14 protein-coding genes are annotated in these 13,136 nt (G+C 54.7%); 7 read left to right on the forward strand and 7 right to left on the reverse strand.

The window, feature by feature from the left end; genetic code table 11:
* The 3 genes from DFK18_RS09255 to DFK18_RS09265 are packed head-to-tail and all read right to left on the reverse strand — an operon-like array spanning position 1 to position 3,506.
* Positions 1-1,254: an ABC transporter permease gene (locus DFK18_RS09255; protein WP_114417980.1), complete on the reverse strand. Its 1,254-nt coding sequence runs from the start codon at positions 1,252-1,254 to the stop codon at positions 1-3.
* 39 nt (positions 1,255-1,293) lie between these two features.
* Positions 1,294-2,358: an ABC transporter substrate-binding protein gene (locus tag DFK18_RS09260; RefSeq protein ID WP_114417981.1), complete on the reverse strand. Its 1,065-nt coding sequence runs from the start codon at positions 2,356-2,358 to the stop codon at positions 1,294-1,296.
* Positions 2,359-2,396: 38 nt separating this feature from the next.
* On the reverse strand, positions 2,397-3,506 hold the full coding sequence (locus tag DFK18_RS09265) for an ABC transporter ATP-binding protein (protein WP_114417982.1): 1,110 nt from the start codon (positions 3,504-3,506) through the stop codon (positions 2,397-2,399).
* Positions 3,507-3,761: 255 nt separating this feature from the next.
* Between DFK18_RS09265 and DFK18_RS09270 the strand changes: the two genes are divergently transcribed.
* Positions 3,762-4,328: a cupin domain-containing protein gene (locus DFK18_RS09270; protein WP_114417983.1), complete on the forward strand. Its 567-nt coding sequence runs from the start codon at positions 3,762-3,764 to the stop codon at positions 4,326-4,328.
* A 118-nt stretch (positions 4,329-4,446) separates the two neighbouring features.
* Positions 4,447-5,463, forward strand: a complete 1,017-nt coding sequence (locus tag DFK18_RS09275; RefSeq protein ID WP_114417984.1) for an AbrB family transcriptional regulator — start codon at positions 4,447-4,449, stop codon at positions 5,461-5,463.
* Here DFK18_RS09275 and DFK18_RS09280 read toward each other — a convergent pair.
* Positions 5,401-5,964, reverse strand: coding sequence for a cyclic nucleotide-binding domain-containing protein (locus tag DFK18_RS09280; RefSeq protein WP_114417985.1), 564 nt, complete (start codon positions 5,962-5,964; stop codon positions 5,401-5,403). The two genes, DFK18_RS09275 and DFK18_RS09280, sit on opposite strands and share 63 nt — an antisense overlap.
* A gap of 132 nt (positions 5,965-6,096) precedes the next feature.
* A complete protein-coding gene (locus DFK18_RS09285; protein WP_114417986.1) occupies positions 6,097-6,387 on the reverse strand; it encodes an encapsulin-associated ferritin-like protein in 291 nt (96 codons plus the stop codon).
* 61 nt (positions 6,388-6,448) lie between these two features.
* Between DFK18_RS09285 and DFK18_RS09290 the strand changes: the two genes are divergently transcribed.
* The gene (locus DFK18_RS09290; RefSeq protein ID WP_114417987.1) at positions 6,449-6,919 is read left to right on the forward strand and encodes a gamma-glutamylcyclotransferase family protein; all 471 of its coding nucleotides are present in this window, start codon (positions 6,449-6,451) and stop codon (positions 6,917-6,919) included.
* A gap of 14 nt (positions 6,920-6,933) precedes the next feature.
* Positions 6,934-7,587, forward strand: coding sequence for a hypothetical protein (locus DFK18_RS09295; RefSeq protein ID WP_114417988.1), 654 nt, complete (start codon positions 6,934-6,936; stop codon positions 7,585-7,587).
* On the opposite strand, the gene DFK18_RS09300 is transcribed toward DFK18_RS09295, so the two are convergent.
* The gene (locus DFK18_RS09300; RefSeq protein WP_114417989.1) at positions 7,579-9,306 is read right to left on the reverse strand and encodes a putative bifunctional diguanylate cyclase/phosphodiesterase; all 1,728 of its coding nucleotides are present in this window, start codon (positions 9,304-9,306) and stop codon (positions 7,579-7,581) included. The genes DFK18_RS09295 and DFK18_RS09300 overlap by 9 nt on opposite strands.
* 76 nt (positions 9,307-9,382) lie before the next feature.
* The gene (locus DFK18_RS09305; protein ID WP_114417990.1) at positions 9,383-10,423 is read right to left on the reverse strand and encodes an AI-2E family transporter; all 1,041 of its coding nucleotides are present in this window, start codon (positions 10,421-10,423) and stop codon (positions 9,383-9,385) included.
* Between the two features lie 87 nt (positions 10,424-10,510).
* On the opposite strand from DFK18_RS09305, the gene DFK18_RS09310 reads away from it, so the two are divergent.
* From DFK18_RS09310 to DFK18_RS09320, 3 genes are read left to right on the forward strand one after another with little or no spacing between them, the layout of a single operon-like run.
* Positions 10,511-11,407: a ZIP family metal transporter gene (locus tag DFK18_RS09310; protein ID WP_114417991.1), complete on the forward strand. Its 897-nt coding sequence runs from the start codon at positions 10,511-10,513 to the stop codon at positions 11,405-11,407.
* A gap of 22 nt (positions 11,408-11,429) precedes the next feature.
* Positions 11,430-12,425 carry an amidoligase family protein gene (locus tag DFK18_RS09315; RefSeq protein ID WP_114417992.1) on the forward strand — a complete coding sequence of 332 codons (996 nt, stop codon included), beginning with the start codon at positions 11,430-11,432 and terminating at the stop codon, positions 12,423-12,425.
* The gene (locus tag DFK18_RS09320; protein ID WP_114417993.1) at positions 12,410-13,090 is read left to right on the forward strand and encodes a gamma-glutamyl-gamma-aminobutyrate hydrolase family protein; all 681 of its coding nucleotides are present in this window, start codon (positions 12,410-12,412) and stop codon (positions 13,088-13,090) included. Before DFK18_RS09315 ends, DFK18_RS09320 begins: the two co-directional genes overlap by 16 nt.
* The last annotated feature ends 46 nt before the right edge of the window (positions 13,091-13,136 follow it).

The following is a 13,136-nucleotide window of genomic DNA, read 5'->3' on the forward strand; positions in this document are numbered from 1 at the left end:
TTAACTCCTTGCCAGCTGTTGCTGGTTAACCAGACGGTGATAGACCAGATAAAGCACCAGGGTGACAACCAGCAGCAGGCTTCCCAACGCCGCCGCCATACCCCAGTTATTGGTGGTATTGGTGTAGTAGGCCACGTAATAGCTGACCATCTGGTCCGAAGCGCCGCCCACCAGAGCCGGAGTAATGTAATAGCCCAGCGCCATGATAAACACCAGCAGGGTTCCGGCAGCGACGCCGGAAATCGTCTGGGGTACATAGACCTTCCAGAAGGCAGCAAAGGGGTGGCAACCCAGGGAGATGGCTGCACGCTGATAACTGGGAGAAATCCCCTTCATCACGCTATAAAGTGGCAGAATCATAAAGGGCAGGAGAATATGCACCATCGCTACCAGCACACCAAAGCGGTTGAACACCAGTTGCAGGGGCTCATCGATCAAACCCAGCCCCATAAGACCACCATTGATCACCCCACCGGTTTGTAGAAGCACAATCCAGGAGGCCGTTCTGACCAATAGCGAGGTCCAGAAAGGCAGGAGGACAAAAATCATCAGCAGGTTGCTGGTTCCCGTTGGCAAGGTAGCCAGCAGATAGGCCAGCGGAAAGCCCAAAAGCAGGCAGAGCAGGGTCACACTGCCCGCTATCACCAGGGTTCTTTCAAAAACACTCAGATAAACCTGCTGCTCCTCGGCCACCGGCTGGACTTCACCACTGGATGAGCGCTCCCTATCCACGGCAGCTAGCCAGTAACGATCCGTTGTCGGTGAGGCTGCCCGCTGGATGGCCTGCCAGGTTGATGTTTCCCCCCAGGCAGGATCCAATTCCGGCAGGACCGTCTGCCAGGCAGCAGCAGGTTCATCCGGCAGGCGCCGTAGCGTGCGCATCAGCAGGCCACGAAAACCCGGATCTTCATAATTAAGGCGGCGGCCCACCCGCCCCAGGCCACCACCGCGCCGGGAAGTTTGCAACTCCTCGGCAAAGGCGGCCATGACGGCTTCCGATGGCAACCCCTCTCCCGTCCAATCACTAATGGCGGCGGCTGTTTGCGGCATGACCTCCATTAATTCGGAGTTATCCACACTGCGCGCCAGCATGGTGGAGATGGGTTGTACGAACACCAGTAGCAGGAAGATAACCAGGGGCAGAACCAAGGCCAGCGCCTTGATCTTTTTGAGCCGCTCGGCCTGGCGCAACTGTTTTTTCAGTGCGCGCCCGGTCACTTCCTCGGTGGCGGTTGCAGACATTACCCGGGGCATCAGGGCCTCCCTTAATCCTATCTAGACGAACACCAGCAATTAGAGCTTGGATGCCCAGGCATTAAAGCGCTGTTCCAGTTCTTCGCCATAATCCACCCAGAAGGCAGTATCCATGGCCAGAGCACCTTCCAGGTTGGCATCCGCTGTAGGCATACGCGCAGCCTGTTCGCTGCTCAGCTCGGCAATGGCATCAGGATTGACCGGACCATAGGGAATTTCCGAAGCATAAACAGCCTGGTTTTCGGCTTGGCTGGCAAAACGGATGAAATCATAGGCGGTATCCACGTGATCACTGCCGGATACAATGGCCCAGTAATCCAGATCATAAACACTGCCCTGCCAGGCAATCGCCAGATTCTGGCCTTCTTCCTGAGCCGCAGCGATACGACCGTTATAGGACGAGGACATGACTACGTCGCCGGCAACCAACCACTGAGGCGGCTGGGCACCCGCTTCCCACCACTGGATGTGATCCTTGAGCTCATCCAGCTTGGCAAAGGCACGATCCACCCCGGCAGAGGTTCTCAGGACATCATAGACTTCATCGGCAGGCACGCCATCAGCCATGAGGGCAAATTCCAGGGTGTATTTGGCACCTTTACGCAGGCCACGTGTTCCGGGGAATTTTTCAACATTCCAGAAATCAGCCCAGGTCTGGGGAGCTTCATCCAGGCGATCAGCGTCATAAGCCATTACGGTGGACCAAACAAAAGTCCCCACGCCACACTCTTCAACGGCGGCATCGATCAGCTGGTTTTCCAGCCCCAGACGCTCCCAGTCAACTATTTCAAACATGCCTTCAAAGCAGCCTCGGACCAACTCGGGCGACTCCACCTCGACCAGATCCCAGCTGACATTGCCGGTTTCCACCATGGCCCGGATGCGCGACAGGGCACCATTGTAGTCACCCGGGATCAACTCAGCTTCTGTTTGCTCCTGGAAAGGACCATAGTAAGCCTTCTGCATGGCTTCGCCGGAAGCACCACCAAAGGAGATTACGGTAAAAGCCTGGGCTGTGCTGGCCAGCAACAGACCAGAAGCCAGGGTGCCTGCCGCAGCCAGGGCTGGCAGGTTGAAACGGGATGTTTTCTTGGTTTTCAGCATTTTCCACCTCATTGGTTTTACGGGGGTGTAGCGGGAAATCAATCGTTAGCCGGACAGTCCAGCGCTCGCACATCCTCACTGCGCCAGCCCAGCAGCACCGAGGAACCCACCTGCAAGTGAGCCGCCGAGTCGGTGACCGGAACCCGGGCAATAAACTCATTACTGCCCGGAAGTGAGCAACGCACCCTCAGGTGGTCACCCAGATAAATGAATTCTTCGATACGGCCTGACACCCGGTTTTCCAGCTGTTCAGCAGCAGCATTCAAATGCACCCTTTCCGGGCGGATGGACAAGCTGGTCAAGGCCCCTTTTTCACGAACATTGACCAGACGCGCACCGGTAACCAACCCTCCCTCGGCTTCGACACGGCAGAAGTCGCCATCCAGGGAGGCAAGCCGTCCGATCAGCGTGTTGTTCTCACCGATAAACTGGGCTACAAAGGCATTGGCAGGTTGTTCATAGAGGTTCTGGGGGGTATCGATCTGTTGGATGACACCATCATTAAAGACGGCCACCCGATCCGACATGGTCAGGGCCTCGCTTTGATCGTGGGTCACAAAAACCACGGTCAAACCCAGCTGCTCGTGAAGATGCTTGATTTCCAACTGCATCTGTTCCCGCAGCTGCTTATCCAACGCCCCCAGGGGCTCATCCATCAGCACCAGGCGGGGTTCAAAAACCAGAGCCCGGGCCAGAGCTACCCGCTGCTGCTGCCCACCGGAAAGTTGCTGGGGACGGCGTTTGGCAAATTCACCCAGTTGGATGGTCTCAAGAATTTTCTTAACCCGGGCATCGGCTTCAGGTTTGGGAACCTTGCGGGCATTGAGTGGAAAGCGCAGATTGTCTTCCACGGTCATGTGCGGGAAGAGAGCGTAATTCTGAAACACCATGCCCAGATTACGTTTATGCGGCGGCAGACTGTTCAGCCTTTCTTCGCCCAGATAGATATCCCCGGCTGTGGGCGTCTCGAACCCGGCCAGCATCATCAGGCAGGTCGTCTTGCCTGAGCCGGAAGGCCCCAGCAGGGTGACAAACTCACCTTCAGCGATGTTCAGGTTAAGATCTTTGACCACCAGGCTTTCACCATCAAAGGTCTTTTGCACACCGCTAAATCTGACCAAGGGTGTCTTTTCAGCACCTGCCTGCATCGCTTGTCCTCCCTATCAGAATCACCGGATGCGTTAAATATATTTGACACTCGTAATACCAAGGCCCACTTCTTGCTTAAGAAAACAGATAAAAGCCTCAGTAATTTAATCTATTTATAAGCATAAATTAGGCCAACTTGGAAAAAAGCGGTTACCAGGGCCTGTCAAGCGTTAATTTAATTAACCATCTGCCCATTACTGCACCCCAAGTAATCATAAAAAATCTCCAGGCTTCAAAAGAGTGCATTTATCATCATGAATCGGGATGTTTCCTCCAACACACTGAATCTCGGACACCAGCTAAAAAGGCTGCGCCAGGAAAGAGGGCTGTCACAAAGAGAGCTGGCCCGACGGGCCGGTGTCACCCACGCCAGCATCTCCCTGATTGAATCCAACCAGTCCAGCCCTTCGGTGGCTTCCCTGAAAAAGGTACTGGATGGCCTTCCCATCAGTCTGGCGGATTTCTTTGCTCTGCCTTCTCCGCAGGAGGATCAGGTGTTTTTTCGTGCCGAAGAGCTCCTGCCGCTGACGCGGGGGGCCATCAGTTTTCGTCAGGTGGGTAACATGCAGCATCACCAGCTGCAGCTTTTGCATGAGCACTATGCGCCCGGAGCGGATACCGGCAGCAGTATGCTCCAGCATGAGGCGGAAGAAGCGGGTCTGGTCATCCAGGGAGAAATCGAACTGACAGTTGGCGAGCAGAAACGGGTTCTTAAAGCGGGAGATGCCTATCTTTTTGATAGCCGCCTGCCGCACCGCTTTCGCAATAAAAGCCAAGAGGAGTGCATTCTTGTCAGTGCTTGCACGCCGCCCTATCTGTAACCTCTCTTCCCGAAGCTGTTACCTCTAGCAACGAGCCAAGGTAACAGCGCTTAGCTGCCAGCAGGTGTTTCTGCTATCCTTGGCTCGCTTTTTTATCTTTCTCCGACCCGGATGACCTGTGTCTCGGACGCTTCTGCTTAGACTGATCACAACTCTGGCGGTGGGTTTCCTGGGAGGCTGGCTCTTCAGCTTTCTGCAAATACCCCTGGCCTGGATGCTAGGCCCGCTTTTGGCCAACCTGCTGGTTTCTCTGGCAGGTATGCCTGTGGGCATCAAACCGGGGTTTCGGGCGGTTTTTCTGGGCAGTCTGGGGGTCATTCTCGGCGGTCAGGCCAGTCAGGATACGCTGCAACAAGCCAGTAACTGGCCAGGCAGCCTGGCTCTGCTGACTCTAGGGGTCATTCTGATTATTCTCGGGGTCAGCATCTACTTTCGCCGAATGGCGGGTTTTGACCAGGCTTCAGCGTGGTTTTCCGCTGTACCCGGTGCCATGACTTCAATGATTCTCATGGGCGGACAGGCTGGCGGCGATGAGCGCAAAATTACGCTGGCTCATGCTCTGCGCCTGACTTTTGTCGTTCTGCTGGTTCCTTCTCTTTTCTGGGTGTTTTACACCCCGCCTCCGACCAGTGAAAACCCGCTTTTCCAGGAAGCTCAGAATCTCTGGCTGCTGGCAGGCATTCTCCCAGCCTGGTGGCTGGGCAAGCGTCTGCGCCTGCCCACTCCGGAATTTACCGCGCCCTTGTTCATGAGCGTAACCGCTGCAGTGAATGGCTATGCCTTTACCGGAACTCAAACGCTGGTGGCAGCGACTTTTCTGGTGTTGGGAGCTTCGATCGGTGCCCGCTTTTATGGCACCCGCCCGGGAGAACTACTCTGGTTGGGCAAACATGCTTTGGGTGCAACCCTGGTTGCCTTGAGCCTGGCAGCCTTTTCTGCCTGGATGATGCACTGGTTACTGGGGTTACCTTTTGCGACGGCTATGCTGACCATGACCCCGGGGGGGATAGGAGAAATGGCCATGGTCGCCCTGGCTCTAGGGGTAGACCCGGTGTTTATCGCCGTCCATCATTTATTCAGGATTCTTGCTCTCATGCTGATCATCCCCTTCCTGGTTCGCTTCTGGCGCAACTGAGGGTTTTTCCTTTTCTTTCCTCGGGGGAGCCTTGATGCCACCCTGGTTACCCAGCTCCATATTCTTCTGTTGCAAGCGCTCAATCAACTTGAGAATGATCTGATCCTTGATCTTTTCACGTGCTGAAGGAGCCATGCTTTTCAGAGCCACGCGACTGCAACGGAAAAGCACTGTCTGACGGGTGGCCACAACACTGGCGGTGCGCGGGCTGTCAGTCAGAAAAGCCACTTCACCCACGGTTTCACCGGGAGGAATGGAGGCAATGCGGACTTCCTTACCCGCTTCATTAGTGACCCGCACATCCAGTTCACCACTCAAGGGAATATAAAGCGTGGGATCAACACTCCCCTGCTTGATAACATATTCGCCTTCCTCGGCCAGCACGATCATTCCCTTGCCTTCAACCAGCAGCTGCTTATCCGTTTCAGGAAAATCCTTGAAGAACTCCAGCCGGGACAGCAGCTGCATGATTTTATGTCGGAGCGTATTGATCTGTTTCATTGCCTGCCTTTTCCGTTCCTGTCGTTATTTGCTGCCAAGGATAGCAGAGGAATCCGGGTAAAAAACCTGACCCAGTTAAAGTTTTTTGGAAATTTGCGCCCAGGCCTGCCCGGCAGGCAGGCCCCAAGCTGATCAGTCGTGATGACCCAAGGGCTTGTCGGTAAACATGAATTCCTTCAGGTACTTGTCGAATACGGCATTGTTGCGGCGAATCCACTCCAGTGCCATGGCCGCATGTTCAATTTCTTCATCACGGTTGTGGGCCAGGATCGCTGCCAATTCCTTGTCTTTACAGGCATCGACACGCTGGTTGTACCAGTCGACAGCTTCCAGTTCTTCCATCAGGGAAACGATCGCGCGATGAAAATCACGCGTTTCATCGGTCAACTCGGAAACCGGTTCATGATAGCCTTCATTTGACATGGGCTTCTCCTTCTTTGCTAGATTATAAGAAATTCACAAATCAAGACGAATTTAGCAAACCTTGGATCAATCACCAAAAAAATCCCGTTTAACCCTGACCTTCAGCAAACTTCTGGCTACAGTCACCGGCCTGCTTCTGGTCGCAGTTTTGGGTGCCTGGCTGGTTTGGCAAAGCCCCTGGTTCTATCAACCACCGCCTGCCAATCAACCCGCCTTGAATACACCCCAGCAGGTTTTTGTCTATGGCACCCTGACCTGGGATTGGTTGCGCTTTTTGATTCTGCGAGGGCCCAGCACTGCCCGGGATGCCCAGTTGCCCGGCTACCAAAAAAAAGGCCTGGATCTGGAACCCGAACCCGGCTCTCGGGTTCAGGGCCAGGTATTGACGGTTTCGCCACAGGAACTGGCTCGCCTGGATCGCTATGAACGTCTGGGCATCAAGTATCAGCGCCAGCTGAAAACCCTGGCCGATGGCAGCCAGGCCTGGGTTTACCAGCTACTGTCTCCACCCGCTGAAGAAGAGCAACCCTGAACAGGGGCCCCATCATGGAGTGGATTACCGCGTTAAGCAGTGCCGTCATGGCCCTGGTCTGGGTCGTCTATTTCCAGCTTTTTTTCCAGCAGTACCGACGTGGCAATCGTCCCTATCTGGTGATCCATCATGCCCAGCATGAGCAGCTGGATGCTCTTTGTCTTTTGGTCAACATGAGCGAAGAAGCTGTTCATATCCAATGCGTGCAGTTGGAAGTCTATCTGCAATCGGGAGCTTCGCGCATTTTTACAATTACCGAATACGCCCGGGTCAATCCCGATGACCAGAATCTGCAGCGTATCCTTCGCCAGGGTCCGCTCCAGGCCGGGGGCTATCTGGTACTGGGTTCGTTTCGCAATCTTTTGCTGGGGCGTAAAAGCCAGCACCAGCAAGCCAGCCACCTACTTGAAGAAATTCGTGAGTTGGAAATCAGAACAGCGGTCATTCACGGACCCAGTAAGCATCCGGTCGGAGCCAGGCGACGCTTTTATCTGCGTCATGACGGCAAGCAGTCACAAATCTACCCGCAGAATATCCATACCCAACAGTTGCTCCGCCGCCGTGATCAGAAGAAGGTTCGCCAATGGCTAGAGTACGAGCTCAAACCGCGCAATACCGGTAGCCGCCCCTCGGATCATTCCGGCCAGGGGCAGGAGATCTCAGGATGAGGGGCAAACACCCGAATCCTGATCGCGCGGCTCTTCATGCGGATTGATCAGGCGAGCAAATTCGGCTTCGGGTAAAGGCCGATAGAAATAAAAACCCTGCACCTTGATATCGCCCAGTTCACTCAGCAGCTCAATCTGATGCTCTTCTTCCACGCCTTCAACCACGACCTGCAGGTCCAGGGTCTGGGCCAAGACAACGATAGAGCGAAGCAATTTAAGCGAACGCATGTCCTGATCGATGCGCTGCAAGAAGCTACGATCAATTTTCAATTCATTCAGGGGCAGGCTATCCAAGTAGGAAAGGCTGGAATAGCCGGTACCAAAATCATCCAAAGAGATTTGAAAGCCACGTGACTGGAGTTCACCCAACAGACAGGTCGCCGCTTCACCGTTGCGAATCATCGCCCCTTCGGTGATTTCCAGCTGGATCACATTCGGCTGCAGACCTTCACGACGCACCTCTGCGGCGAGCCAGTCGGCAAAATCATCCTGATCCAATTGATGCGCAGACAGATTAACTGCTAGGGTCGGCACTTCATATCCAGCTTGCAGCCATTCTCGAATGTGCATCAGAGCCTGGCGGATCACCCAGCGATCCAGGCGCACACAAAGCCTTGTCTGCTCGGCAATGGGGATAAATTCACCCGGAGAGATCCAGCCCAGCAGGGGGTGGTTCCAGCGCAAAAGAGCTTCAGCGCCGCATAGGCACCTTTTACTCAGACAGATTTTAGGCTGAAAATAGAGTTCCAGCCCTGGCTGCTTATAGCCATTGAACAACTCGGTCAGTTCCTGTTCGATAATCATCTGGCGCTGTTGCTGTTGATGCTGACCATGGTCAAAGAACTGAAAACCCTGGCGACCGGACTTTTTGGCTTGGACATGAGCATGCTCGGCAGCCTGAATCAGCGTCTCCTTATTCATGGCATCCTGAGGAAACAAGGCAATACCGACGCTGGGACGCATCAACAGGGATTTATCCTTGAGCGTGATCCCCCGACTCAACTCTCGCACGATTTGTTCGGCCAGATGCGACATGGCGGAGACTTGCGCATCACTGTGACGCAAAACAGCAAAAGTATCTCCCTGCAAACGCACCAGAGTATCGGACGAATCCACCAACAGATGCAGCCGTTCGGCTTGAGTGCAAATCACCTGGTCGCCAGCCACCATGCCGAAGTGATCATTAATGGGTCGCAGTCGCCCTACATCCAGAATCATCAGAGCCAAGACATCACCCCGGCGCCGGCATTCTGCCAAAGCTTGATCCAGGCGATTCATTAACAGCTGGCGATTGCCCAGACGTGTCAGGGGATCATTGAAGGCCAGAAATTCAACCTCGGCCTCCTTGGCCCTCAATTCACTAAGATCGTGGGAGATGGCTACATAATGGGAAACCTGGTCATCTTCATCTTCAATGGCATTGATGGATAACCATTGCAGGTAGATCTCGCCTGTTTTGCGACGGTTCCAGACTTCACCGGCCCAACTGCCCTGGCGACCGATCTCGGCCCACATGGCTTGATAAAAGCTGGGGGGATGGCGCTCGGAACGCAAAAGCGCAGGCGTCTTGCCCAAAGCCTCGGCTTCGGTATAACCGGTAATCTGGGTAAAAGCCTTGTTGACCTGCAGAATTCGACCGCGGGCATCGGTCACCAGAATGGATTCCAGGGTATTTTCCATTACCCTTTCAATCAGCTTGAAACAGTTAATATTTTTCATATTGAATCTGCAGGTCTAAGCATTAATTAAAAGCTGTACAAAGATGCTACAAAAATAACATCTAAGCCTTCCACCATCAACGGGCAATCACCCGGTAAACCGGCCTTAAAGCCGGTATCTGGGATAATACCACCTGGATCACCGTCATCAGGGGAACCGCCAGAAAAAAGCCCACCGGCCCCCAGAGCCAGCCCCAGAAGAAAATGGAAAAGAACACCACGATAGGATTCACAGCCATTCTGAAACCGTGGATATAGGGTTCGAAGAAAGTTCCCACCAGCGCTGTCAGGGTGAGGTAGGCAAGCGGCACCAGAAGAATTGCCCAGAGGGCGTCCAGACTGGTTGCCGCCACCATAGAGAGTAACCCCAGTGCCGTGGTAACCCCCAGGTAGGGAATAAAACGTGCTGCACCCCCGATCAGCCCCCAGAAGACAGGGTTAGGCAGCCCCACCGCCCAGCAAATCAAGGCTGTAATCAGCCCTACCCCCAGGTTGGTCAGGGTAAAAACGCCCAGAAAACCGGCCACTTGCTTTTGGCTGCTACGAACAATCCCCAGAAAGATATGCCGGCGTCCGGTGGGAAGTTGACGCGCCAGATTGCGGATCAGATGGTCACCACTGACCAGAAAGAAATAGGTCAGAATGATTGCCAGCACCAACCCCACCACGACTTCCTGCACCTGGTCGGCCAATTGGCTCCGCCAGGAATCCGTCGACAGGAGCACCGTCTGCACCTGGTCACCGGACAAGGCGCCAACAGATTCTTCCAGCTGTTCGGCCGAACGCGACAGGCGATTCAACTGTGAATGCAGCTGAGAGTCCTGCAAAAAAAGGTTGGAGAGGATTTCAGGAGCCTTTTCGGCCCAGTCCAGGGCCGGCGTGGCAACACTGGCCACCAGCCCTCCCAGCAGGGATACCAGCAAGACCAGTAAACAGAAGGCGGTCAAGGGTTTGGGCAGATGCCAGCGGCGTCTGGCCTTGAGAACCAGGGGCGAAAGCACCAGACTGATCATGAAAGCTACCACCAGCGGCAACACCAGTTCATGAGCTATATAAAGGGTATACAAAATCCCCAGCCCCAAAAGGGCCTGAAGACTGGTGGAGGATCTGGCTTGCATAGGCTGGCCTTGGGTCACCTCTGCTGATAGGTTGGCTTGAAGGCTCGGGCAACACTTGTTCGATAAAGCGACTAGTCATCACTATACATGAAGACTCTGATTCGACACCCCTATTATCGCTATTTCGTCCCGGCTCTTCTGCTTTTGGCCGCGATGCTGGGAGCCAGCTATCTGCTTGGTGCCCGGCTACTACCCCAGTTGGAGCAGCTCTCTACCCTGCAACTGGGCGTTCTGGCCAGTCTGATTGCCGGGCTTTTTACCGCTCTGGGTGCCCTACCTATTTTTTTCATCCAGCAACTCAACAAAAGCCTGGAAGACAGCCTTCTGGGATTCGGTGCCGGTGTCATGTTGGCAGCCACGGCTTTTGAACTGGTTCTGCCAGCCCAGCAACAGGCAGAAGCCCTGTTTGCTTCTGATCTTGTCACCCTGGCCATGCTGGGCGGTGGACTGGCGCTGGGCGGTGGACTGCTCTATTTACTCCACCAGCACCTGCCTCATCGACATTTTATGGGCGGCCCCGATACGCCAGCTTCTGTGGAGAAAATCAAGGGGATCTGGCTGTTTGTTTTTGCCATAGGCCTGCATAACCTGCCGGAAGGACTGGCTGTGGGTGCTGGCTTTGGTGGTGACAACCTGACGGCAGGTCTGGCACTGGCGATTGGCATCGGTTTACAGAACCTTCCGGAAGGCCTGATAGTCGCACTGGCCCTCCTGTCTCTGGGCCACAACAAGGCCGTTGCCTTTGCAGTCAGCCTGCTAACCGGGCTGGTGCAACCTCTTGGCGGCCTCTTGGGCGCCTGGCTAGTAAGCCTGGTGGATCTACTCCTGCCCTTCGTTCTGTCACTGGCAGCGGGAGCCATGCTGTTTGTAATCAGCCACGAAATCATCCCCGAATCCCACCGTCTGGACAACAAAAGCCAAGCCACGCTTGGGGTTTTGCTTGGCTTTATTGTCATGCTCGGTATTGATATTGTGTTGGAATAAACCCTCCAACTAGGTGCAATCAATGAATCCGAACCAGCAACTGTTGGATCCACCCTGGCAGACCAACCCCCAGGGTCAGGAACGCCATATTGGCGTGGAAATAGAAATGACCGGGCTGACGCTGGATGCTCTGGCTCAGCACACCGCTCACCAACTGGATGGACAGATCAGTACCAAGGGGCGTTATGAACGCCAGATCACTGACTCTCACCAGAGCGAATGGCTGATTGAACTGGACTTTCATCTACTCAAGGAAATGGGTCGTGAGGAACATGTTCGTGATACCTTCAGCGGCGAAGTGGGCAAATCCGTAGAAGAAGCCCTGGCCTGGTTTGCCGAAAACCTGGTCCCTCTGGAAGTGGTCAGCCCGCCCCTGCCCCTGTCTCGCCTGCAGGAAGTCGAGCAGTTAATTGCTCGGCTTCATCAAGCCGGGGCCAAGGGCTCGTCGGACAGCCTGATCAATGCCTTCGGCCTTCAACTGAACCCGGAAATTCCAGACACGGATGCTCGCATCCTGACCTCTTTGATCAAGGCCTTTTTGTGCCTTTATGAGTGGCTGCATGCTCGCGCAAGAATTGATCTCTCCCGTCAGGTCACCAGCTACATCAATCCCTTTCCAACCAGCTACGTTAAAAAAGTCCTCGATCAGCACTATTGGCCACCCCTGGAACAGCTGATTGATGATTACCTCTATGACAATCCTACCCGTAACCGGCCTCTGGATTGTCTGCCCCTGTTTCTGCATCTGGATGCCCCCAGGGTAAGAAAAATTACCGAAGACCCCCTGATCAAACCCCGACCGACTTTCCACTATCGCTTGCCCAGCAGCGAAATCCATCGGCCTGACTGGGGGCTGTATCAGGCCTGGAATGACTGGATTCAAGTCGAGCGCCTGGCGGCTGACACCGAGCGCTTGGACGCCTGCTGCCAGGCTTACCTGAAATATCTCAACAAACCTCTTGATCGTCTGATCGGTAACTGGACTCAGGAACTGGAAAAACGATGGCTCGACCTGTAATTGCAATTACCGGCCCGCAAAGAGGGGCCCTGGGACCTCGCTGGTGTGTCGCCCTGGCTTTAAGGCTTTATGGCGCCCGCCCCCTGCAACTAAGACCCGACCAGCACCCTCAGGATTACAGCTTTGACGGGGTGGTAGTTACCGGAGGGCACGACATCGACCCCGTTCTTTATGCCGCAGAACCCGAAGTCGTCCCCAAGTATGACCAGGCCAGAGACAAACTGGAGATGGCTGTTATCGACCAGGCGCTAAAAAGCCAGCTACCCGTCCTGGGGATCTGCCGCGGAGCCCAGTTGCTCAATGTCTACCGTGGCGGCAGCCTCTATCAGGACCTGCGCCAGCGTCGCCGCAAGACCTCCAATCGGCGCACCCTGCTGCCTCTGAAAACCCTTTGTATCCAACCGGATACCTGGCTGTACCTGTTTATGGGAAAAGACAGGACCCGAATCAACAGCCTGCACAACCAGGCCATCAATGCGACCGGGCAGGGTTTTGTCGTGGCCGGACGGGACCTTGACGGTATTATCCAGGCCATCGAGGACCCGGATCAGGAGTTCCTTCTCGGCGTACAATGGCACCCCGAATTCCTGATTTTTATGCGCCAGCAAAGACTTCTCTTCAAGGCGCTGGTAGAAGCCAGCCGGAAAAAACTAGCCGTCTCCTGAGGCTTTACAAAATTTCGCCAGGAACCTCTCATCACCCAGCGCATTA

Source organism: Marinospirillum perlucidum (assembly GCF_003336805.1).
Classification (GTDB): domain Bacteria; phylum Pseudomonadota; class Gammaproteobacteria; order Pseudomonadales; family Halomonadaceae; genus Marinospirillum; species Marinospirillum perlucidum.